A 22434-nucleotide genomic window follows, 5' to 3' on the forward strand; every position below is an offset into this window, starting at 1 on the left:
TGTGTCTACAACCAGAGTCGCCGCGACGGTGGTCGGCGATGACTCGTCGGCACCAACGACTGGGAACACGTACACGCGGCGCACTCGTCGTCGCGCTCGTCGCTGGTTTGCTCGTCACGAGCGTGATCGCACTCCCGTTGCTCGACGGCGGCCTCTCGGGACTCGGTGACAACTCCGCACAGTCCGACCAGCCCGGCGAGCAGGCACAGGCATCTCCGCCGGCCCCGGTCGCCGGCGAGACGGCAACTGCCGGTCCCGTCGGACTAGGTGCACACGCCGCACCGCTTGCGCCACTCGAGTACCCCGCTCCGGCACAGGCTCAAGCCCAGGCCGATGCGGCGGCCGACGGTGGAGAGGGAGTGGACGGAGCGGCGATGGGAGACGCAGTTGCAGACGCTGGGCCGCCAGCACCGGCACAGACGCTTCAGGAACACGAAGACGCGGTCGAAGCGGGCGTCGACCAGGGTATCGAACTCGTGCAAGCCCAAGGCGTCGAAGTGAGTCAGGAACAGCGTGCGGCCGCGGTCGAGGCGGCGAGCGAGTCGGCCGCCCAGCACCAGGAAGCTGAGGTCGAACAGGTCCAGGAGGCGACGGCGGGAGCAGTTCACGGGACGCTCATTCAGGAGCAGCGCGTGAACGTGACCCAGATCCAGCACGCCGTTGGCGGCGCGACGGACGGCGCGCTCGCACAGCATCAGATGGCAACCGCCAGCCAACTCCAGAGTGCAACCTGGGGTGCGACCCACGGTGCAATCGCGCAGGAACAGCGCGTGACCGTCGAACAGTTGCAGGTCGCGACCTACGGTGCCGCAGCGGGTGCGGCGAGTGAGGCCGCGGCGTACGAGGTCGACGAGCAGCCGAAGATTCAGGAAGCTGCCCAGGGTGCGGCCTACGGCGTTCTGGCGCAGTACCAGAAACTCACTGCCGAACAGCGCCAGACGGTCACGATCGAGCACGTCCAGCACGCAGCCATCGGTGCCGCCTCGGGTGCACTCGAGGGCAGCACGGAACTGGCACTCGAGCAGGAACAGCAGATCGACATCGAGATGGAGCAGCGCCAGGCGGTGACGATCAAGGAGATCCAGACCGCCGCGAAGGGAGCGGCCAAGGGTGCACTGGTCCAGAAGCAGACGGTGACGGTCGAGCAGACCCAGTCCGCGGCGTGGGGCGCGAGCGCGGGTGCGCTTAAGCAGGTTCAGTCGGTCCAGGTCGAGCAGGTCCAGCAGATCACGACGCCGAAGATCGAGGAGGCCGCGAAGGGGGCGGCGACGGGGGCGATCACGCAGTCCCAGGAGGCGACCGTCGAACAGATTCAGGCGGCGGCTGATGGCGGCGCACAGGGTGTGCTCGTCCAGCGCCAGGACGTGTCGGTCACGCAGATCCAGTCGGCCGCGACGGGTGCCTCGAAGGGGGCAGTCGCGTCGGCGATCCAGTATCAGGTCGTCGAAATTGAGCAGATTCAGTCCGTCGCGTTCGGTGCTGGCGAGGGGGCGGTGATCCAGAAGCAGGTCGTCGACATCACGCAGGTCCAGCACCTCGCGATGGGCAGTGCAGAGGGCGCGCTCACACAACATCAAGAGGCGACCGTCACGCAGCTTCAGGTGGCAGCGTCGACCGCGAGCCAGGAGACCGCGCGGGCAATCCAGGAACAGCGGATCAGCGTCACGCAACTCCAGTTGCTGACCGCAGAGACCGCGGCCGACGCGACGGGGTACGCCGTCGACCAGGGTATCGACGACGGCGCACAGCTCGTCCAGTACGTCGAAATCGAACTCGTCCAGCGCATCGAACTGATCGACGAACTCGAGGGCACCGCCTCGCTCTCGTTCCCCGATCAGAACACGACCGGCGAGGCAGTCGAGGTGGCCAGTGTTGACCTCTCTGAAGGCGGCTTCGTCGTGATCTACGACGACACGACCGCGGCGCTCGATCCCGAGGATGTGATCGGCGTCTCCGGCTACCTCGAACCAGGCGAACACGGGGACGTGACGATCGAACTCGAAGAGCCCCTCGAAGACGACCGTTCGCTCGTCGCAGCAGTCCACCACGACACGACCGACGACGAGACGTTCCGGTACGTCGAACGCGGCGGCGGCGACGACGAGCCGTACGTCACGGAGGGCGGCGCACCGGTGCTCGACATGGCTTTCGTCACGGTCGACCCCGACGAGCCTGTCGAGCCCGAGGCCGACCTCTCGGTGAACGACCAGACCGGTGACGGTGAGACGCTCATCGTTGATGAGGCCACCGCCACCGTCGACTACGCCGTGAGTGCCGTCTACGAGGACCAGCGGGTCGACAGCGAGACGATCGATGCTGGTGAGACCGTCTCCGGATTCGAACTCGATCTCGAGCCGCCGATCGAATCGGACGGACCGGTCTCAGTCGCAGTCCACGCCGCAGCGGACGACGAGGTACTCACGAGCGATACTATCGAGTACACGCTCGATGACCCGTTCGATCCCGAGGCGACGCTCAGCGTCAGCGACCAGACCGGCGACGGCACCAGCGTCACTATCGACGAAGCCAACGCTTCTGTCGAGTACGCGCTCACCGTGACCGACGGCGACGGTGACGGCGACCCGCTCACCGAAACCGAACCCTTCCCCGCCGGCGAGGGGATCGAAAACGAGTCGATCGACCTCGAGACGCCACTCACAGAGAACGCACTTCTCGAGGTCTCGCTGCTCGCAATCGAGGAAAACCAGACGCTCGAGACGGCGTCACTCGAGTACACAGTCGACGAGGAGTTCCAGGTCGAGTTCATAAATTGTACACGCGCGGAGGTGACGGGCTCGTTCGAGGAGGGTGAAACGGTCGCCGCAAGCACGGGCTTCTACGACGGTGCCGGCTTCGGCAATACGATCATCGAAGACTTCGTGACGGTCGGTGATCAAGTCGAGGCACCGTTCACAGGGACGATCGTCTTCGAGATCGGTGCGGAGGACGACTTCGACGACGAGGAGACGATCACGGTCGGTGTGCCCGATTACGGTACGTTCGGGACCTACATCTCGGGCATCAGCTCGGACGAAGCGATTCCGTTCGCCAGTATCGACCATCCGAACCCGGAGGGACAGGCATGTGACGAAGAAGCGCGGCCCGAGGTGCCGTCGATCTCCGTTGCGGAGACGGAGCCGGGTGAACCGACCGGTGACGACGGCGAGTGGGCATGGGGCGAGGACACGATCGCCGTCACATTCGCCACCGAGAACCCCAACGAGGAGGCGCTGGCCGGCGTGAGCGAGTTCGTCGCAGGGACGACAGAGGACGAACCAGTCGGCGGACTCGAGCCTGGCAACCAGACGTTCACCGTCGAGTGGACGCCTGTAGACGAGGACGAACAGCTGATCTGGGAGTTCGGTCTCGGGCACTTCGGCTACGAGGAGCCGCTGGTTGCCCAGACCGACCCTGCTGGTGAAGTCGTCGATGTACCCGACGAGCCGGATGAACCCGCCACCTTCGAGGTCGAGATCACTGACACCAACTCGCCAGTCACACAGGGTGAGCCCCTCGAGATAGAGACCTTCGTCGAGAACGTCGGCGATGAGCCCGGCGAGCAGGAGATTCAGCTCGCACTCAACGGCACCGAGGTCGACACGGAGATGCTCGAACTCGGCACGAACCCGACCGAGACGATCACGCTCGAAGCGGATACTACCGCCTTCGAGCCCGGTGAGTACACGGCGACAGTTGCGAGCGAGAACGACACCGACGAGACGTCCGTCACTATCGAGGAGCCGGCCGATCCCGCCACCTTCGGCGTCGAAATCACCGACACGAACTCGCCCGTCGAACAGGGTGACGAACTCCAGCTCGAGGCGCTCGTCGAGAACATTGGCGACGAGGCCGGCGAGCAGGAACTCGAGTTCGCGCTCGGCGAAACGGTGGTTGACTCGGAGGAGGTGGTACTCGAGTCCGGCGCAAGTGAGATGGTTACGTTCAGTATACCGACCGACGACCTCGCACCCGGCGAGTACACGGCGACAGTTGCGAGTGAGAACGACACGGACGAGACGATTGTGACGGTGACTGAGCCGGCTGCCGCGGAGTTCTCGCTGATAGACCTCTCGGCACCGCCGTCTGACGTGGCTGGCCAGCAGACGACTGTCGTCGCGACGATCACGAATACTGGCGACGACGGCGACACGCAGACGGTTACGTACAGCGTGGACGGTTCGGTGATCGAAGAGCGGAGCGTCTCACTCGAACCGGGCGATACGACAGTCGAGCAGTTCATGTCGACGCTGCCGGAAGGCGAGTCGGCCCACACGGTCGCGACCGAGGATGCGGAGCAGACGGTAGTGATCGAGGGCCTTGCGGTGTTGCCAGGCGAAGAAACAGACGACGAAACTGCTGACGAAGAACCGCCAGCGAACGGCGACCAGACCGGCGATCAGAACCAGGAGGGGCCTGAGGCCGATGGAGATGATGGGATCGTCGGTGAGGATGGAGATGACGGCGAGACTGGGGAGATTGATGAGATTGATGAGACTGGTGAGGATGGTGCAGCCGTCGATGCCGATGGCGAAAACGGCGAGGGAGACGAGAACGACGGGGCTAACGACGGTGACGCAGCCGACGTAGCCGACGAAGCCACCGAACCGGACAACACCCCAGACACGGACTCTGAACCGGCCGCAGCGGTGTCGACATAGCGATCCTCGAGCGGAATAAGCGCCAGCAGCATCGACCACTCCACCGACGCCGTCGAGCATCGGGGAACTGAGCCGACGCGGTCCACTTGAGTACCGTCTCACATCTCGATCCAGGGTCGCCACGCACCGAGATCAGAGACATGGCTAGTCGAGTTGGCGCGTCGAGGCGTCAGCGGACAAAGTCTTCAGCCGATTTACGCACAGTTCAGCTACTGCAGGCGTGTTAGTGCTGGTGGCCGGTTGCCTCGCCGAAGGTCACGCCGAAGCGCTCCTCGAAGAGGTCCATGATGCGTGCCTCCTGTGCTTCGAGGTCCTCGTCGGCCTCGTGGCCGTGGTGGACGATGTGGTGAGCGCGGCTGGCGAGCGAGAGCAGCGTCACGTCGCCGACGGTTTCGGCTGCGGTCTGGTCGCCTTCGGCGACGAGGTCGAGGAGACCGGTGGGGACTGTAACCTCGTCCGTGGTGTCGTCGGCGCTGATCGAGATAGTCGTCGTTTCGACGTCGTCGGAATCTGCCATACCACTACGGTCGTGGAGCGTGCCTAAAGATGCTGTGGGTTCCGGTGCTGGTACCGGACGCAGGTATGCTAGTGGTATCGTTCAGAAACGGAGACGACTGCGCCCGCGAGCTTTTACTTCTTGATGACGTGTGTACACACATGCCACAGATAGAGCTAGACGAGGAAACCATCAAGCGACTCGACGGCATTCGCGTCGAGGACGAGTCCTACGACGAGCTCGTGATGGAACTGGTCAACATCTACGAAGCCAGCGAGTTGACGCTGTTTCACGCGGGCGATTAGCGGTGTTCCTCACCGTTCGACAGTTAGGAAAAGCGACGACCGTGGCCCGCGGTTCGGCTCCGTAGCCGGCTAGTCAGTTCGTCGCGTCAGTCTCGTCGCCGCCCGTTTCGGCTTCGGTTCCGACTTCGGGCTCGGTCTCAGTCTCAGTCTCGGCCGCAGCAGCCTCGCGAACCGACTCCCAGCGGCCGCTCGACTCGAGATGCGTCTGTAACTCGTCTGCATACTCCTGAGTGAGCTGTTCTGCCGCCTCGCGCTGTTCCTCGTGGTCGTTCCCGCTGCCACCCATGCCGAGAGCCCCCTTGATAGAGTCGACGAGACCACCCGAGCCACCGGACCCTGACCGTCCGCCGCCTGCACCGCCTGCACCCCCCATCGCACCCATTCCCGCATCGACATTCTCGAGTTCGGGAATGATCTGCTCGAGTTTCGACGTGTCGGCGACCAGTTGCGCCTGTTCCGGCTCGTCGGCGTCCTCGATCTCGAACTCCGTCGCAGTCATAATGAGACTCCACTGCTGATTCGAGAACTGCGAACTCGCAACCCGTGAAGAGAACTCCTGATCAACAGTCATCCGCTCCCCCACGATCCGGTCCGTCCACGATGACTTGCTCATACGCGTAGCTTTGGCTGGTGGCTGTATCAGCGTTTCCCCCGTTGCTACTCGAAACCGCTCCGCTCGCAGGCCCACTCGTCGCCAAGCGCATTCGAGTTCCGGCCAGCTATAGTAGCCACTGCAAGTCACTGCACACCTGATCGCACGGCAGTTGTGCGATCAGTGTGTAACTAGTTGCAGTTGTTACTATACTTACTCGAGACGGGTCGATGTCTCGGCGTGTCGCTTCGAGAGTTCGACGTACCGGTCGGCCGTCCCCGCGAGGCGTGCATCGTCGATTTCGGTCTTCGGTTCTGCTGGCGTGCCGACGACCAGCGTCGAGGGTGGAACCTCCGTTCCCTCGGTGACGACGCTGCCGGCGGCGACGACGGCTCCCTCGCCGATGTGTGCACCGTCGAGGACGACTGCGTTCATGCCAACCAGCGCGCCCTCGGCGACGGTGGCGTTGTGGACGATGGCGCTATGGCCGACTGTCGCCTCGGACTCGAGTGTCGCGTGTTCGTGGAGGACGGCGTTGTCTTGGACGTTGGCTCGCTCGCCGACGACGATCGTGCCGTGATCGCCGCGGAGGGTGGTGTTCGGCCAGATGCTTGCCTCGGCTTCGATTCGGACGTCGCCAATGACGACGGCGGCGTCATCGACGTATGCGGAGTCGGCGACCTGGGGTTCGGTTCCGTCAAACGACCGTAACATGGGTCGTGCTGTCTCGCGAGTCGTATTGAATGTGTCTTACTCTCATGGAGCCCAGCACAATTTGGCACTACGGCTACTGCACAAGCGCCAGAATGTGTGAATACAGCGGGCGAGTTGGCTTCCCCGGCCAGTGTTCCGCTGACGTGTCATCCACAGCATTCGACTCCACCATACACCCACTTCCACTCTCTCACCCAACTTTCACCCCACACCACTACCCATTCCACCCACCGAAGTCAGAGTGCACCCCACACCACTACCCATTCCACCCACCGAAGTCAGAGTGCACCCNCCCACACCACTACCCATTCCACCCACCGAAGTCAGAGTGCACCCCACACCACTACCCATTCCACCCACCGAAGTCAGAGTGCACCCCACCCCTCCACCCAACTTCCGCTCCCCCCAACTTTCACCCCATCCCACTTCCACCCCACCCCATCAGACCCCGCTCACAGCAGAGTGAGCAGGAGTCCGCCGTTCAGTACCCATCGCTCACGAGTCCAAACTCCACCGACGACGATTGCCGGCCTCCAGTTATCTGGTCAGAAAGCCGCTACTCTCTGTCTGAAAGCCGCTCAGACAGCTGATCAAATCGATCCTGTGCCTGTTCTCGTCGCGCCTCAGTCTCGTCCGGTCGGTACGCGAGAGCCTGGAGTGCAACTGCCCCCCCATCGTCGTCGCGCTCGACAGTCGCCTCAAAAACGGCACCCTCGTGTCGCCCATCGGCTGGCACGCGCTCGGCATCGAGTTGTATCTCGTCGCTACTTTCGCCGTGGCTCCCTGCACCGCTCCTCGTTGGAGCCTCATCATCAGCCTCACCATTATCACCCCCAGTCTCACCATCGCCTTCGAGTAGCAACACTGCTGTCTCTCCGTCGACGATGCGATCGAGAACCGCGGTCACTGTCGTAGGTGTCTCAGCTCCTGTCATAGGTATCCTGCTCCTGGTCCTCCTGCTAGCCGTTGTGCATCGCCGTGGACCGAACTCAGTTCTGGCCCGAGGAGTGACGATGCAGGTGACACTGCACCGAGCGACGACTGCGCAGTATCCTCGTCCTCGTCCTCGGTCGCCTCGTGCTTCAACTCGAGTAGCGCCGCCGGATCGGTCGGTGCGTCGTCTGCGGTCGATATCGAAACGTCCTCACCGTCGGTCGTCAGCACGATATCGCCATGCGCTGCCGTCCAGTACGTCTCGACCCCGCGCTCGTCGAACGACTCGAGTACCTCGTCGTGTGGATGGCCGTACTGGGACTCGAGTGCACTCGAGATGACCGCAATGTCGGGCTCGACGACGTCAAGGAACGGCGAGGTCGAGGAGGTCGTCGAGCCGTGGTGGCCGGCCTGGTAAACGGTCGACGGCAAGTGGTCTGTCTGTTCGTCAACGAGACGCTCTTCGGCATCATCTTCGGCGTCGCCGGTGGTCAGGTAGGAGAACTCGCCGAACTCGACGGCGAGCGTGACGCTGTTGTAGTGTAAGTCACTGCCGGAGTCGCCTGCGGGCGGATTGAGGAACGTGGCGGTGAGGCCCTCGGTTCCGTTTGCAGTCTCGTTCTCCGCCTCGCTGAGCGGAAGTTCGTCACCCTCGGCGACTTCGAACAGCGTCACGTCGTACTCCTCGATCGCGTCGAGGTAGTTGTCGTACGTCTGGCTCATGTGTGCGACACCCGAATCGTAGGCTGCGCCGACACCCTCGCCGTTCTCCTCGACGTGTTCGATGACGGCCGCGTGGCCGCCGATGTGGTCGGCGTGGGCGTGCGTCGCGATTAGGTGGTCGATCCGGTCGATCCCCTGCGAGTCGAGATAGTCGATGACCTCCTCACCGTCGGGTCGCCAGTCGCCGGTGTCGATCAGAATCGTTTCACCGTCTGGTGTGACGAGCAGCGTCGCGTCCGCCTGCCCCACGTCGATGTGGTGTAACTCGAGTTCGCCCGAAACCGTCGGGATGTCCGCACCGTCTGGCGGTTCGTCGCCGTTCTGGCCAGTGTCAATTCCAGCGCCACAGCCCGCAAGCGTGACGAGTCCGACAACAGCGACGAGTAGCAGCGTTCGGTTCACGACTCTCTCGTGGGACCGCGGGCCGATGATTGTTTGGACTCCTTCCGGATTTTCGGATTCTGTTTGAAACATATTTGGCTGGCGATGGGGCGGAGTCAACCTGCACGAAATCGAACCGGGTCGGACCAAACCGAACCAGACCGAACCAGACCGAACCAAATCAAACGGAATCGACACGGTCAACCGTGGTTCAAAACACACGCAGAGAGCCACCGCTCAGAACGCGTCGCCCTCGATACTCGCGTCCGCGTGAAGGCTCTCCTTCAGCGCGTCGTGCACTTTACACAGTTCAAACGCACGCTCGAGGATTTCCTCGCCCGTCTCGTCGTCGACTTCGGCTTCGACCTGGATGTCGAACGAGATGGACTCGAGTTTGTCGTCGTCGTTGAGTTCGCCGTCGGTGTCGATCTGGATCTTCCCGAGGTCGTCGACGCCGCGCTGTTGTCCGCCGACGCGTAGCGCGGGGACATAGCACGAGCCGTACGCTGCGAGCAGCGTCTCGAGTGTGTCTGGGCCTTCCTCGCCGTTCGAGTCGATCGTCGTCTCGAAGTCACGGATTTCGTTGGTCGCGCTGAACCCCTCTTCGGAGATGGTGGTCGCCTGTTTCGACATGGCAGTCCTGACGTCCACAGCCGATGGTGTAAACGTTGTTCTCGGAAAGAAAAGCGTCCGGGATGGTGATACGAGTGTCGGAGACGGGGCCAGCCCCGTCTCTGGGAGTCAGGATCGGACGAACAGACTGCTCAGGGTTCGAGCGTAAACGGCTCGTCAGCAGCGAGCGCGTGTACTTCGGCATCGCTGCCGGTTGCCTGCACTTCGCGCTCGAAGTCGTTGGTGTCCTGTTCGATCGGCGGGAACGTGTCGTAGTGCTGTGGGAAGGCGTGGTCGATATTGAGCCAGTCGACAGCAACAGCAGCCTGCCAGGGTCCCATGGTGAAGTGGTCACCAATGGGGACGGCGGCCGCGTCCGGCTCGAGGTGTGGCCCAATAACGTCACGCATCTCACTCATGAGCGAGGTGTCGCCGGTGTGGTAGAAGGTGGTAGAATCCTCATCAGCCACTTGCGTCGGCTTTGTATCCGAGATAACGAAGCCGGCTGGCATGCCGCCGCTCGTGTCGTTTTCCGTCATGATTCCGTTCGTGTGGTCTGCCCGAACCATCGTGACGAAGGCATCCCCACACTCGACGGTGCCGCCGAGGTTCATCCCCATCCCGCCGACGGCGTCCTCGAAGTCGAACTCAGCCTCACAGTAGGAGACGAGTTCGGGCGTCGCGACGAGTGTCGCCTCGGAAAACTCGCCAGCGTGGGCGATGTGGTCTGCGTGCCCGTGCGTGAGCAGGACGTAGTCGGGCGTCTCAACGTCCGACGGGTCGAGGTCCGTCTTCGGGTTGTCGAAGAACGGGTCGATCAGCAAATCAGTGTCGCCGACGGTGACGTGCCAGGTCGAGTGGCCGTGCCAGGTGAGTTCCATAGCCATACCACTCGAACTCTTCGTCGTGTATGACTTAAAAGTGGGTACGTTCGACCCATTTGCGTATGTTGGTGTGGTTGAACGCCACAGTGGATGTTATGAGTGACAACTATGTCCACACACACACACACACTTCATCCCCGGTCAGTAGACTGTAAGCCAGACCCTGTATTCCCCCTGGACTGTCGTTCCGTCCTGCGAATAAACAATCCTCATTATTTATTCAGGTGCTGCCAGAACTATCGGCTACCGTATGCACGCTGACACACCGTGCAACGGTCTGACCCCCGTTGACCCGGGGTCCGATGTGATCGACGCTACGGCGACGAATGCCGTGGCGTTTTTTATCCGGCGTTCGTACGAGGTGTATGCTCGCACTGACTCTCGAGGAGTTCATGCTCGAGTTGAACGACGGCGCAATCAAGAACATCGGTCCGAACAACAAGGAGGCCACCGTCAAACTGTTCGACGTCGACGGCACTGAGGCCCGCGAGTTCGGGGACAAGCGCGTCAAACTCGTCTTCGACGACGAGGACGGTAACGAGGTACAGGTCTCGCTGTTCCCGGAAGACGTAGAGAAACTCGTCGGAGATATCGAGGAGTTACAGGAAAACTCCGCAGTGTTCGAGTAGCGACCTCGATCCCTATTTCCGATCCACATCGCCACCGACCATTTGGAGCGACTGCCATAGCGAGCGTCTTCAACCAACAACCGGTCATAACGGGTCGTACCGTCGCGTTTCCTGGACCGTCTCGGACTGTGACAACCCGGACGTATTTCGACAACCGTTTTAGGACGAAACTGCTTGCTAGGGGTAGATGGGTAATTGTATCATCTGCGGCATACCCGTTGACGGCGAAATCTGCGAGAGCCACGAGGAGGACGCAGTCTTCGAATTCGAGGGCACGTCCGCCTCGCAGCTCTCCCCCGGCCGATACTACCGGGGCACCGTCGACGGCTACGCCGATTTCGGTGTCTTCATCGACATCGGATCACACGTTACAGGCCTGTTGCACAGAAGCGAACTCGACCAACGACTCGAGAGTCTCGACTGGGAGACCGGGGACGATGTCTACGTCCAGGTGCTCGACGTTCGAGACAACGGCAACGTCGACCTCGGCTGGTCGATCCGCCAGCGCGAACGCGAGTTCCGCGGCAAGCTAATCGAGACGGCAAACGACGAGTTCCGTCCCGAAGATTACGGTGAGGACAGCTCTGACGACGATTCGTCGTCGGATGCTGGTTCTGACACTGATTCCAGCACCAGCACCGGCTCCGGCTCCGGCTCCGACGCCGACGCTGGTTCCAGTGCCGACACCAGCGCAGACACCACCGATTCCGCCGCCAACGAATCAGTCGATTCGAACGGCAGCCAGCCGGCACCCGACGCATCGAGCACAACCGAGCCCGTCGCAAACGGTAGCGGCTCTGTCGCAGCCGAGTCCGCCGCATCACAACCGTCAACCGGCGCTTCGGAGACGGATACCAGTGCGGACGCGGACACCTCAACCGATGCTGCTGAGGCCGCAAGCGACGACGAACCCGCACTCAAGCGCACCACCATCGATGCCATCGAGAATCAGGTCGGCAGCGTCGTCCGACTCGAGGGCGAGATCACCGGCGTCCGCCAGACTAGCGGCCCCACCGTCTTCGAACTGCGCGACGAGACCGGCACCGTCGAGTGCGCCGCATTCGAGGAAGCCGGCGTCCGAGCCTATCCCGACGTCGACGTCGACGACGCCGTCGCACTCGAGGGCGAGGTCGAACGCCACTACGGCGACCTGCAGGTCGAGACCGAAACGCTCGATCAGCTCGAAGACGAAGAGCGCCAGACTGTCGTCGACCGACTCGAGAACGCACTCGAGCGAGAGGCGAGCCCAGACGATGTCTCGCTGCTCGCCGAGCACGACGCGGTGGCCGCCGTCGAGGATGGCCTCGTCGACGCCGCGACCGTGATCCGCCGTGCGGTCATGGAAGCGCGCCCGGTCGTCGTCCGTCACGGCGCGACCGCGGACGGCTACGTCGCTGGTGCCGCCATCGAGCGCGCCGTGCTCCCGCTGGTCCGCGAGAAGCACACCCGCGACGACGCCGAGTACCACTACTTCGAGCGCCGACCGCTCGACGGCCGCGTTTACGACATGGACGCTGCAACCGACGACGTCACCTCGATGCTCGAAGCACGCGAGCGCCACGGTGAGCAGTTGCCGCTCGTCGTCCTCGTCAACGCCGGTTCGACCGTCGAGTCCGTCGACGGCTACGACCTGCTCTCGCTGTACGACGCCGAGTCAGTCGTCATCGACGACAGCAACGCCGACGAGGAGGTTGCCGACGCAGTCTCGGTTGCTGTCGCGCCGTCGCTCGCCGGCGAAGATGTCTCGGATGTCACGTCGACCACGCTTTCGGCGAACATCGCCGCGCTGGTCAACGACGACGTCCGCGAGGACGTCGAACACCTCCCGGCGGTCAGCTACTGGGAGGACACCCCCGAGGCCTACACCGAGCTCGCAACCGAGGCCGGCTTCGACGAGACGGCGCTCTCGGAGCGCCGCGAAGCCGTCGCACTCGAGGCCTACTACCAGTCCTACAAGGACAAGCGCGAGCTTATCGCCGACCTGCTGTTCGATCACGACGCCGACCTCGCAGCCCACGTCTCCGAGCAGTTCCGCTCGAAGCTCGACACCGGACTCGAGACGGCACGGGAAAACCTGACGACCGAATCCGTCGATGGGAACACCGTCGCCGTGCTCGACACGGCGGCGTTCACTCACCGTTACAACTTCCCGACGACGACGCTCCTGCTCGACGCGCTGCACCGTCGTGAACGCGAGGACGACTCGTTCGTCACCATCGGCCTCGGTGACGACGAACTGCACGTCCGCGCGACCGAGTCGCTGAACGTCTGCGATCTTGGCGACGCGATCGCTGAGGCAGTTCCTGATGCCGGCGTCCACGTCGTCGGCGGCCAGGACGGTCATATCGAGTTCCTCCCTGGCGAGCGCGACGCCGTCAAGGAAGCCGCACTCGAGGCACTCGGCGAGACACTCGCGTAAGACGACACCTCGGACGCAACCCGTGTCCAGTTCCTCCCGACCGTTTGCACACAGTGGCGACACCGTCTGCAGGTGTTTTTCGTGGTTACGAACACGTGCAAACAGTTTTCGCAGCCGAAACCGTTGGAGGCGGTATGAGTGACGATCCAGCGACCCGAGCCCGCGAGAACGCCACAGGGATACGCCTCGATGGCCGTCACGGGACTCTGGATCGCACTGCTGATAGGCGGGAGCAACCTTTGGTTGCCGATCCTGCTGTTCGGATACATCGTCATCATCCCGCTCGTGGCACTCCTGTACGGCGACGAGACGGATCGAGCGGAGTGGTGGGACGAGGAATCCTGGGACGACTGGTGGGGAACCAGTGAGAGCGAGGACGCAAACGAGCGCGAAACCGCGTCAACCGAGACACAATCAAGCACCGCAGACGAGTCGACGCCCGGCGACGCCCTCGAGACGCTTCGCGAGCGCTACGCCGCGGGCGAGATCACTGACGACCAGTTCGAACGCAAACTCGAGCGCCTACTTGAGACGGAGTCACTCGAGGATGTCGAGCAGCGACACCAGCGTACTCGAGAAACGAGTGTACGGGACCGAGACCGCAATCGGACACCCGAGTACGAGACCTGATTCAACCGGATATCCTCGAGTAGTCACTGACAGTCAGTGGCGACCATCTTTCTCGATCACACACGTGTTCTGAAGTCGATATCGCCACGTGAGAACTTATTTAGTTGATTGGTTCAGAGAGTTCGTATAATATGACAGATAGATCGAATCGAACGCGTCGCGAGTGGCTCGCCGTCTGTGGCGGGACAGCGGCAGGTCTAGCAGGGCTCGCCGGCTGTATGAGTAGTGATGACGACCCGGAAACGGACAATGGCGACGAAGACGACGAAACGGATGAAACTGCCAACGGCGAGTCCACTGAAACCGCGAGCGGCTCGTGGCCAATGGACCGGTTTACCGCCGACAATCAGATGGTCGCCGACGATCGGAGCGGTCCCGATGGTCCGCTCGAGGAACGCTGGACGGTCGAAGTAGAGGACGTGACGCTGTCGGCTCCCGTCGTTGATCACGGACTAATTTTCGTTGCCGACGAAACACCGACGCTCCACGCAGTCGATCTAGCGAGCGGCGAAATCGAGTGGACCTTTGAAGCAGAACTGCCACCACGAGCACCATCGAACCCCCAGTGGGATCCGACGACGCCGGCGGTAACCGACGATGCCGTGTATTTTCTTACGGACAAACTCTACGCGATTGACCCAGACGAAGGCGAGGAGTTGTGGTCAATCGAACTCGGGTCGTTGTACGCCGGCGATATTCGCGTCTTCGATGGGATCGTCTACGTCAACAACGACGGAGAGCTGTATGCGATCAATAGTGACGACGAGGATATTATCTGGGAGGACGAAGCCAGTGGGACAGAGGATATCGCGATTGGAGAGGATGGGACACTCTTTGTAATCCGGCGTACGAACAACGAAAGCGATTACGAGGCTTTGGCCTTCGATGTCTTCGAAAATGAGTCACTGATGACGTATTCACCAGCAGGAAATGTTCGGTCAGGATTTTCGCTGATGGTACAGGACAAGACGATATATATCCACGATCCAACCAGTGTTACGGCAATCGATGCAGAAACAGGTAATTCAGAAACAGTGGCTGAGTTCGAGAAAACAGAAGAGACACACCCAGTGAACACTGCCCCACCGTCGATTGCAAACGGGGTTGTCTATTCTGGAGGGACATACAACTATCCTGCAGTGTACGCCACAGAGTTAGATACCGGTGAAGAACCCGATGAATGGGAGTCTGGAGATATCGAGAACGGCCCAAATGGGCTTCAGCCATTCGTCTCAGAGGATTCGCTCTACATCTGGCGTGATCCTGGATATGTACACTTAGACGCGCTGGATCCAGACACTGGAGACCAACAGTGGACGACTCACACGACCGATCATATCGATTTACTTGACGGTATCGTTGAAGGATACGCACTTCTCGAAAATGCCGTCGTATTCACGTACAACGCCGGTGTCGGGGATGCGATCAGTGCACTCGAGGCAGAATAGTCGAACAGTATTCCATCTACTATCATGGAATAATACCAGTAACACGGCAAGGACTTGGATCTGTAGTAACAACTGAACTGTTTACACACTAACCGCACAGCCGACTTACGGGCACATCGTGCCCGTTCGCTTTTCCGCAGTTACCAGTGGGGGGTCGCGAGTCCGACACGCTTATTCGCGCCGCGCGTCCAAAGACGTGTAGTGAGCACCGAGACGCCCGATTCCGACGATCCCACCGAGACGGAGGCTTTCCGGCAGGTCTGTGAGACGCTCGTCGAGCGGATCCTCGCGGGCGAGATCGAACGCGACGAGGTCGAGAAGGCCAAACTCGAGGCCTGTTCGGAACACTCCGCGCCGAAGGTGCCGAAGAACTCGGAGCTGCTTGATCACGCGCCACAGGAACACCGCGAGGACTTAGAGTCGGTGCTCCAGCGCAAGCCCGTTCGCACCGCCTCGGGCGTCTCACCGGTTGCGATTATGACCTCGCCCGAGCGGTGTCCCCACGGGAAGTGTCTCTACTGTCCCGGCGGCCCCGATTCGGAGTTCTCCTCCTCCCAGAGCTACACCGGAAACGAGCCCGCCGCCGCCCGCGGGGTGCAGAACGACTACGACCCGTACGGCCAGGTGACGCTGCGACTCGAGCAACTCCGGGAGATCGGTCACCCGATCGACAAGGTCGAACTCATCCTGATGGGTGGGACGATGACCGCCCGAAGCCACGACTATCAGGAGTGGTTCGTCAAGCGCGCCCTGGAGGCGATGAACGACTACGACGTCGACAAGGAGCCCGAGCCGGCAGAGGGCATCAGTTTCGCAGAGGACCCCGAGGAGTACGAGTGGAAGTACCTCGAGGACGTGATCGCGGAGAACGAGACCGGCACCGTCCGCAACATCGGGACGACGTTCGAGACGAAGCCAGACTGGTGTGACCCCGAGCAGATCGACCGTATGCTCGATCTTGGCGGGACGAAAGTCGAGGTCGGCGTCCAGACGACCTACGAGCGGATCAACCGGGAGATGCACCGCGGCCACGGCGCGCAGGCGTCGATCGACGCCAACCAGCGACTCCGTGACTCGGCGTTCAAGGTCGGCTTCCACATGATGCCCGGCCAGCCGGGAATGAGCAAGGAGATGTGTCTCGAGGACTTCCGGCGCATCTTCGAAGAAGAGCAGTGGAAACCCGACTACCTGAAGATTTACCCGACGCTCATCGTCCGCGGGACGGCGACCTACGACTGGTGGCACAAAGGCGAGTACGATCCCCTCGACAACGACGAAGCCGCCGATCTGGTCGCCGAAATCAAGGATATGATTCCGCGCTACACCCGCCTCCAGCGGGTCCAGCGCGACATCCCGGCGGACTTCATCGACGCCGGTGTCTGGAAATCGAACCTCCGCCAGCTCGCCCGCAAGCGCATGGACGAACACGACTGGACCTGCGAGTGCATCCGCTGTCGCGAGGTCGGGATGAACGACGCCGAGCCGAACGAGGTTGAACTCGACGTCATGACCTACGACGCTTGCGGCGGGACGGAGCACTTCATCTCCTTCGAGGACTTCGAGCAGGACCTCCTGATCGGCTTCTGCCGACTCCGGTTCCCGAAGGACCCTGTGCGACCGGAACTCGAGAACACCGCGCTCATTCGCGAACTCCACGTCTACGGGTCTGAGGTCACGATGGGTGAGGACGGCGAATCAGGGCAGCACCAGCATCAGGGCTACGGTCGCCGTCTGATGGAGCGAGCAGAGGAACTCGCGGCCGACGCAGGCTACGACAAGGTCAGCGTCATCTCGGGTATCGGCGCGCGGGAGTACTACCGGAACAAGCTCGGGTATCATCAGGACGGGCCGTACGTGAGCAAGCGGCTCTGAGTGCGATCAGGCGGACTTCTCCATACTCGTACCAGTAGCTATAGTAGCCACTGAAAGTCAGTGCACACCCAATCGCACGGAGGCTGCGTGATTGCTGTGTAAATAGTTTTAATTGTTGCTATAGTCGTACGCTTTCTGATCCAGAATAATGACTGAAATTGAGTCGGGCAGTTCGGTCAGTACACGTGCGTAGTGATCGCCTGGCTTTTCATCGTATCACGATAACACTGTAGAAGAATCGCCCTCTTACTTAGCCAATCACCGTTTCCGGAGCCGATGCTAAGAGAATTAAGAAAATGACGAGGATACCAATTGCAAGTATTCGTAGTATTCCTGCTAAACGTCGTCGTTCCGTAGGTAGAGATTCAGCGAACCCAGAGAAAGCGAACGCAAAACCCATGATGAGCAAATTATGGGGACCATCGGTCACAGCTCCAAAATAAACCCAGCTTATGAGACAGATGAGCGATAAGGCCAAGAAAATAAACCCTACTGTTCGTCCATTTGGCTCATTAAACACCACTCTTGACCCAAATTCCATGATCTGTATCACACTTATACCAATTAAAATATTTGCATGTCAAAACCGGTTAGCGGGATCTCTCTCGTCTGCACTGACCGCGAGTTTCACGACTCACTCTGAACAAAACCGTATTACAATACTGGGTACGGACACGAACTCGAGTAGGCCGCGGCTCTGCTGACCGGTGATGTCACCACCGACCGGTTGTTGTGCCGTGCTGTCTGTTGCTGTTGTTCATCGGGCGGGGCGGTAGGAGAGGGTAGGTTAGGCGGTGTCGGAATTGCTGTCGTTCACTGCATCCTCGAACGCCGCCAGCGCCTGCTCACTCCCTGCTCGCACGTAACTCACGTCGACACCCGCCACCACGAAATCAAACCCGCGATCCAGCCAGCGCTCCACGTCGTCCCCACCGAGTGCGAGCGTCGACACCGGCTTGTCTTCCGCATGGCCCGCCTCGAGTACCCGGTCGACCGCGTTGAGGAATCGGTCGTGCTCGAGTTCCCCCACGATGCCGAGCGCCGCCGAGAGATCCGCCGGGCCGACGAAAAGGCCGTCGAGACCGTCGACGGCGGCGATGTCGGCGACGTTTTCGAGGCCGGCCTCGGTTTCGATCTGGGCGATCGTCACGGGCGCTGTCTCTGGATTTCGTACGCCCTCGGGGAACGTCTCACCGTACTTCGTTGCGCGGCCGAGACCGATTCCGCGCACGCCCTCGGGCGGATAGCGGGTCGCCTCGACGAGGTCGCGCGCCTCTGCCGCGGTGTCGACCATCGGTGCCATGACGCCGTCAGCACCGGCGTCGAGGACGCGCTTGATTTCGGTGGGGTCGTTCTCGGAGACGCGGACGACCGTGCCGGTGTCAGTGGCCGACGACTCGGAAGCGCCACTCGCTGCCTCGACCGCCCGAACCATCTCGGTCACCGTCTCGAGTGACTGTGGCGTGTGTTCGATATCGATCACGACGGCGTCGAATGCGAGTTGCGCGCTGATCTCTGCAACCGCCGGGTCCCCGAGCGAGAGCCAGTTGCCGACGAGCGGCTCGCGCTTTCGAAGGGAGGGAGCGAACGTCATGGCGTCGAGTTCTGCGATGAGTGAGAAAAAGTCACCGTTGCCGCTGTGTCCAGACGAGCGACAATGATAGTCGCCACTGAACGTCAATGGGCGTGGGCACCCGATCGCACGAAGGAAGTGCGGTTCGGACAAGGATTTGCCTGAATACGACAACGGCCGGCGTAGCGGCCCTAATTTCGCTACAAGCCGCTCTCATCACACCGAGAGCACCGTGTCCACAATCAACATGAGCCCGAAGCCGAGGATGAACGCGGCCGTCGCGGTGTCGGCGTAGCCGTGGCCGTGACTCGAGGGGACGAGTTCGCGGAAGACAACCGCGATCATCGCGCCCGCGGCGAAGCCGGCAGCCACCGGAAAGAGTCCGGAGACGAGCGTAACGAGTGCGAAGCCGGCCGCTGCGGCGAGCGGTTCCGGGACACCACCGGAGAGGGTCGTATAGAACAGCGTTCGTCTCCGAGAGACACCCGCCCGAACGGCGGGAACGGCCATCGCGAACCCGTCGGGGACGTTCTGGACGGCGATCGCGGTCGCGATGGCGAACCCGATCGCAGACTCGCCGCTGGCGAACGCGATGCCGACTGCGAGTCCCTCGGGAACGTTGTGGATCGTGACCGCGCTGCCGACGAGAGTGGCACGGCGGAGGTCGTCGCCGGTTGTGCCGCCGTCCTCGCCAGTTCTGCCGCTGTTGTCGTCACCAGTTCCGTCGCTGTTGTCGTTGGTAGTGTCGGCTCCAGTGTCGTGATCCCCATTCGAACCACCCTCAGTAAGAGGATCGACCGACGGCTCGACGATCGCCGTTCCCTCGACCCGATCCCCTCGAAAACGGAGGTGAAGATGGGGCAACACCGCGTTCCCGATCAGCAAGAACGCACCGCCCGCGAGCACGCCGGCGACGACCTCGAGTGGCGAACCCAACTCGAGTCCGGGAACGATGAGCGCGAAGACGGCTGCGCCGACCATGATCCCGGCGGCGAGTCCGAGTGCCCCGTCGTAGACACGGTGGCTAATGCGGTCGGTGAGAAAGAGCGGGAGCGCGCCGAGTCCCGTCACTCCGCCTGCGACGGCGGCGACGAGGACGACCTCCGCGAGCGAGACCATAGCAGTCGTTCACCGACGGTCGGCAAAGGCGTACCTGGCATTCTCTGCTATAATCTGATTATAGCACTAGCTTATAATACCGTGCAGCGCCGTCGATAGCGTATGGCATTCAGCGACCAGCTTCTCGAGGAGGGCACCCACATCTGGGACGCACAAAAGAATCACCCGTTCGTCACCGAACTCGCTGCCGGTACGCTCGACGAGGCAGCGTTCAAGCACTGGGTAAAACAGGACTACCGGTACCTGCTCGACTACGCGCGCTTGTTCTCCATCGCCGGGGCGAAGGCCCGCGACGAGGCGACGATGACTCACCTGCTCGGCGTCGCCCACGAAGTGCTCGACTACGAGATGGATCTCCACCGCGAGTTCGCCGCCGACTACGGTATTTCGCAGGCCGAACTCGAGTCCACCGAGAAAGCGCCGACCTGTGTCGCCTACACAAGTTTCCTCGTGCGAACGGCCCACGAGGGCTCGCTCGCCGAAATTGCGGGTGCGCTCTACCCGTGCATGCAGGGTTACCTCGACGTCGGCGAGCACATGGCCGACCTCGCCACCGAAGAGCACCAGTACACCCCGTTCATCGAGATGTACACGAGCGACGAGTTTCGCGAGGCCACAGCGTGGTGTCGTGACTTCGTCGACGAATGCGGCGAGCGCTACCCGGGTGAGCACGATGCAATGCGCGAGGCGTTCCTGACGAGCGCGAAACTCGAGTACCGGTTCTGGGAGATGGCCTACACGCAGGAGGGGTGGGGGCTGTGAGCAGCGCCAGCGATGGAGTAACTGAACGCGACGGGGTGCCCGCGACGTTCGAAGCGTACGCCAGAGCTGTCGACGATGGCGGCGATGCTGCCGATGGCGGCGACGCGCGGTTCACCGACTGGCTCCGTGCACGATCCGAACCGACCTGGACCGATGCCGTCACCCATCCGTTCACGCGAGACCTCGGCTCCGGTGAACTCCCCGAAGACGTGTACGCCGAGTACCTCGTCCAGGACTACGCGTTCGTTGACGAACTCGTGGGCGCGTTCGGCCACGCAGTTGGACAGGCTCCGGAGATGGACGCGAAGCGACCGCTGGTCGAGTTCCTCGACACGCTCACCGACGAAGAGAACGACTACTTCGAGCGCTCATTCGACGCACTCGACGTGTCCGAGGACCGGCGACACGATCCCGAACTCAGTGACCCGATCGCCGCGCTGATCGACCTGCTCGGTCGCGCGACCCACGTAGGTGGCTACGCCGAGACGCTGGCAGTCCTCGTTCCCGCCGAATGGATCTACGAATCGTGGGCGACGGCGGTTGTCGACGAGTACGCAGACGCCGAAGCGGCGAAGGCCGCCGGAGCCGACTCCCCGCCGAGTGCCGGAACCAACCTCCCGTTCTATTATGCCGAGTGGATCGACCTCCACGCGATTCCCGCGTTCCGTGAGTTCGTGGACTGGTTGCGAAGCGAACTCGACGCCATCGGTCCCACGCTCTCGCCGCGGCGGCAAGCCCGCGTCGAACAGCTATTCCGTCGGACGGTCGACCTCGAGGTCGCAGTGTTCGAGTCCGTAACCCCATGAACGCACCCAACCCGAGTCGATCGCACTAACAAGTATTGCTGTGTTGCTCGTTCAAAATATCAATCATTAACTAATCAGTTGACTCTGTCGTGAGGGGCTCCAACCCCTAGTCGATCGTCACTTCGAGCTCGAGTAGCCCCAGATACGAGGGCGCGTTGCCGCTCGTCCGGAACTCCGTCGGCGACGAGTCGACGAGTTGGAAGAACTCCGACTGCGTCGAGGGATGCATCGTCGAGCCGTCCTCGCGCTGGAGGTACGCCGGTGCGTTTGTCCGGCGCATGTACTCGAGTTGCTCCTGCCAGGCGTCGCCGCCGTAGAGGAAGATGCCGAACGAGAATCGGCCGGCAACGACGGCGTCCTGCTTGGTCTCGAACTGTTCGGCCTCCTCGACGCGGTACTCCTCGTCGCTGATCCAGGCGAGCGCCGCGAGGCCGGGCGCTTGCACGAGGTAGACATCCCAGTCGTGGGTTTTGTCGAAGACACCCCAGGTATTTCGCGGGCCGACGGAGTTCACTTCGACGCTGAAGGCGGGCCGGCCGCGCGACCCCGTCGGCTCATGGACGAAGGTTGCGTCATAGCCGGGGACACGGATCCCGCGGTCGTGATAGGCGATACCCTCGGCCTCGATTCCGAGGTCGTGTCGTTCCGAGAGCTGTTCGACCAGTTCCAGCACCGGGATGCCACCGGAGTCCTCGAGTCGGTCCAGGATGGGAGGTAACTCGAGGAGCGCTTGCCAGGAGGCGTTGTCTTGTGGCGCGCTCATGGCTGTCGGTCGCCCCCGTGTGCGTCGGTGCGGGTCGTCGACTCGCTCGCAGCGTTCATACCGGTATGCAGTGGGTCGGGCGGGATTAGCCTTTCCGACTGGCGAGCAGAGTGCT

General features: G+C 62.0%; 19 protein-coding genes. 9 read left to right on the forward strand and 10 right to left on the reverse strand.

Annotation, left to right across the window (positions count from 1 at the left end; genetic code table 11):
- Positions 1-38 precede the first annotated feature (38 nt).
- Positions 39-4658 (forward strand): DUF7282 domain-containing protein, encoded by a 4620-nt coding sequence (locus C482_RS15205; protein WP_006168606.1) that lies wholly within the window; start codon positions 39-41, stop codon positions 4656-4658.
- Between the two features lie 223 nt (positions 4659-4881).
- Here the strand turns inward: C482_RS15205 and C482_RS15210 are convergent, their stop codons facing one another.
- Positions 4882-5175 carry a DUF7545 family protein gene (locus C482_RS15210; protein ID WP_006168607.1) on the reverse strand — a complete coding sequence of 98 codons (294 nt, stop codon included), beginning with the start codon at positions 5173-5175 and terminating at the stop codon, positions 4882-4884.
- Between the two features lie 140 nt (positions 5176-5315).
- On the opposite strand from C482_RS15210, the gene C482_RS21855 reads away from it, so the two are divergent.
- Complete coding sequence (locus C482_RS21855; protein WP_006168608.1) at positions 5316-5459, forward strand: DUF7557 family protein; 144 nt, start codon at positions 5316-5318, stop codon at positions 5457-5459.
- Between the two features lie 73 nt (positions 5460-5532).
- On the opposite strand, the gene C482_RS15215 is transcribed toward C482_RS21855, so the two are convergent.
- From C482_RS15215 to C482_RS15240, 6 genes are all read right to left on the reverse strand, one after another.
- A complete protein-coding gene (locus C482_RS15215; protein WP_049896823.1) occupies positions 5533-6072 on the reverse strand; it encodes a DUF5799 family protein in 540 nt (179 codons plus the stop codon).
- A 192-nt stretch (positions 6073-6264) separates the two neighbouring features.
- Positions 6265-6765, reverse strand: coding sequence for a gamma carbonic anhydrase family protein (locus tag C482_RS15220; protein WP_006168610.1), 501 nt, complete (start codon positions 6763-6765; stop codon positions 6265-6267).
- Positions 6766-7321: 556 nt separating this feature from the next.
- Entirely contained in the window at positions 7322-7699 is a 378-nt protein-coding gene (locus C482_RS15225) for a DUF3006 family protein (RefSeq protein WP_006168611.1), read from the reverse strand.
- Entirely contained in the window at positions 7696-8823 is a 1128-nt protein-coding gene (locus C482_RS15230; protein ID WP_049896824.1) for a ComEC/Rec2 family competence protein, read from the reverse strand. The genes C482_RS15225 and C482_RS15230 overlap by 4 nt, the downstream gene beginning before the upstream one ends.
- A 216-nt stretch (positions 8824-9039) precedes the next feature.
- Positions 9040-9435: an OsmC family protein gene (locus C482_RS15235; protein ID WP_006168613.1), complete on the reverse strand. Its 396-nt coding sequence runs from the start codon at positions 9433-9435 to the stop codon at positions 9040-9042.
- Between the two features lie 131 nt (positions 9436-9566).
- Positions 9567-10295, reverse strand: a complete 729-nt coding sequence (locus C482_RS15240; RefSeq protein ID WP_006168614.1) for a metal-dependent hydrolase — start codon at positions 10293-10295, stop codon at positions 9567-9569.
- Positions 10296-10663: 368 nt separating this feature from the next.
- Between C482_RS15240 and C482_RS15245 the strand changes: the two genes are divergently transcribed.
- The 5 genes from C482_RS15245 to C482_RS15265 all read left to right on the forward strand — a co-directional run bounded on the left by C482_RS15245 (position 10664) and on the right by C482_RS15265 (position 17296).
- Positions 10664-10927, forward strand: coding sequence for a hypothetical protein (locus tag C482_RS15245; RefSeq protein WP_006168615.1), 264 nt, complete (start codon positions 10664-10666; stop codon positions 10925-10927).
- Positions 10928-11114: 187 nt separating this feature from the next.
- Positions 11115-13346 carry an OB-fold nucleic acid binding domain-containing protein gene (locus C482_RS15250; protein ID WP_006168616.1) on the forward strand — a complete coding sequence of 744 codons (2232 nt, stop codon included), beginning with the start codon at positions 11115-11117 and terminating at the stop codon, positions 13344-13346.
- Between the two features lie 138 nt (positions 13347-13484).
- Entirely contained in the window at positions 13485-13976 is a 492-nt protein-coding gene (locus tag C482_RS15255) for an SHOCT domain-containing protein (protein ID WP_006168617.1), read from the forward strand.
- A 131-nt stretch (positions 13977-14107) separates the two neighbouring features.
- Entirely contained in the window at positions 14108-15424 is a 1317-nt protein-coding gene (locus C482_RS15260) for a PQQ-binding-like beta-propeller repeat protein (RefSeq protein WP_006168618.1), read from the forward strand.
- 201 nt (positions 15425-15625) lie between these two features.
- Positions 15626-17296 carry a tRNA uridine(34) 5-carboxymethylaminomethyl modification radical SAM/GNAT enzyme Elp3 gene (locus tag C482_RS15265; protein WP_006168619.1) on the forward strand — a complete coding sequence of 557 codons (1671 nt, stop codon included), beginning with the start codon at positions 15626-15628 and terminating at the stop codon, positions 17294-17296.
- Positions 17297-18083: 787 nt separating this feature from the next.
- On the opposite strand, the gene C482_RS15270 is transcribed toward C482_RS15265, so the two are convergent.
- Together C482_RS15270 and C482_RS15275 are read right to left on the reverse strand one after the other, a co-directional pair.
- Positions 18084-18890, reverse strand: a complete 807-nt coding sequence (locus C482_RS15270) for an HpcH/HpaI aldolase family protein (protein ID WP_049896825.1) — start codon at positions 18888-18890, stop codon at positions 18084-18086.
- A gap of 195 nt (positions 18891-19085) precedes the next feature.
- Entirely contained in the window at positions 19086-19988 is a 903-nt protein-coding gene (locus C482_RS15275) for a ZIP family metal transporter (RefSeq protein ID WP_006168621.1), read from the reverse strand.
- Between the two features lie 102 nt (positions 19989-20090).
- Between C482_RS15275 and tenA the strand changes: the two genes are divergently transcribed.
- Together tenA and C482_RS15285 are read left to right on the forward strand one after the other, a co-directional pair.
- A complete protein-coding gene (gene tenA / locus C482_RS15280; RefSeq protein ID WP_006168622.1) occupies positions 20091-20750 on the forward strand; it encodes a thiaminase II in 660 nt (219 codons plus the stop codon).
- A complete protein-coding gene (locus tag C482_RS15285; protein WP_006168623.1) occupies positions 20747-21556 on the forward strand; it encodes a TenA family protein in 810 nt (269 codons plus the stop codon). The genes tenA and C482_RS15285 overlap by 4 nt, the downstream gene beginning before the upstream one ends.
- A 106-nt stretch (positions 21557-21662) precedes the next feature.
- Here C482_RS15285 and C482_RS15290 read toward each other — a convergent pair whose 3' ends face one another.
- On the reverse strand, positions 21663-22319 hold the full coding sequence (locus C482_RS15290; protein ID WP_006168624.1) for a hypothetical protein: 657 nt from the start codon (positions 22317-22319) through the stop codon (positions 21663-21665).
- Positions 22320-22434: the final 115 nt, after the last annotated feature.

This window comes from Natrialba chahannaoensis JCM 10990 (assembly GCF_000337135.1).
Lineage (GTDB): Archaea > Halobacteriota > Halobacteria > Halobacteriales > Natrialbaceae > Natrialba > Natrialba chahannaoensis.

Excerpts from the sequence above, each read along its gene's own strand:
- C482_RS15205 (WP_006168606.1), top strand. The coding sequence starts at position 39 with ATGACTCGTCGGCACCAACGACTGGGAACACGTACACGCGGCGCACTC.
- C482_RS15210 (WP_006168607.1), bottom strand. The coding sequence starts at position 5,175 with ATGGCAGATTCCGACGACGTCGAAACGACGACTATCTCGATCAGCGCC.
- C482_RS21855 (WP_006168608.1), top strand. The coding sequence starts at position 5,316 with ATGCCACAGATAGAGCTAGACGAGGAAACCATCAAGCGACTCGACGGC.
- C482_RS15215 (WP_049896823.1), bottom strand. The coding sequence starts at position 6,072 with ATGAGCAAGTCATCGTGGACGGACCGGATCGTGGGGGAGCGGATGACT.
- C482_RS15220 (WP_006168610.1), bottom strand. The coding sequence starts at position 6,765 with ATGTTACGGTCGTTTGACGGAACCGAACCCCAGGTCGCCGACTCCGCA.
- C482_RS15225 (WP_006168611.1), bottom strand. The coding sequence starts at position 7,699 with ATGACAGGAGCTGAGACACCTACGACAGTGACCGCGGTTCTCGATCGC.
- C482_RS15235 (WP_006168613.1), bottom strand. The coding sequence starts at position 9,435 with ATGTCGAAACAGGCGACCACCATCTCCGAAGAGGGGTTCAGCGCGACC.
- C482_RS15240 (WP_006168614.1), bottom strand. The coding sequence starts at position 10,295 with ATGGAACTCACCTGGCACGGCCACTCGACCTGGCACGTCACCGTCGGC.
- C482_RS15245 (WP_006168615.1), top strand. The coding sequence starts at position 10,664 with ATGCTCGCACTGACTCTCGAGGAGTTCATGCTCGAGTTGAACGACGGC.
- C482_RS15250 (WP_006168616.1), top strand. The coding sequence starts at position 11,115 with ATGGGTAATTGTATCATCTGCGGCATACCCGTTGACGGCGAAATCTGC.
- C482_RS15260 (WP_006168618.1), top strand. The coding sequence starts at position 14,108 with ATGACAGATAGATCGAATCGAACGCGTCGCGAGTGGCTCGCCGTCTGT.
- C482_RS15270 (WP_049896825.1), bottom strand. The coding sequence starts at position 18,890 with ATGACGTTCGCTCCCTCCCTTCGAAAGCGCGAGCCGCTCGTCGGCAAC.
- C482_RS15275 (WP_006168621.1), bottom strand. The coding sequence starts at position 19,988 with ATGGTCTCGCTCGCGGAGGTCGTCCTCGTCGCCGCCGTCGCAGGCGGA.
- tenA (WP_006168622.1), top strand. The coding sequence starts at position 20,091 with ATGGCATTCAGCGACCAGCTTCTCGAGGAGGGCACCCACATCTGGGAC.
- C482_RS15290 (WP_006168624.1), bottom strand. The coding sequence starts at position 22,319 with ATGAGCGCGCCACAAGACAACGCCTCCTGGCAAGCGCTCCTCGAGTTA.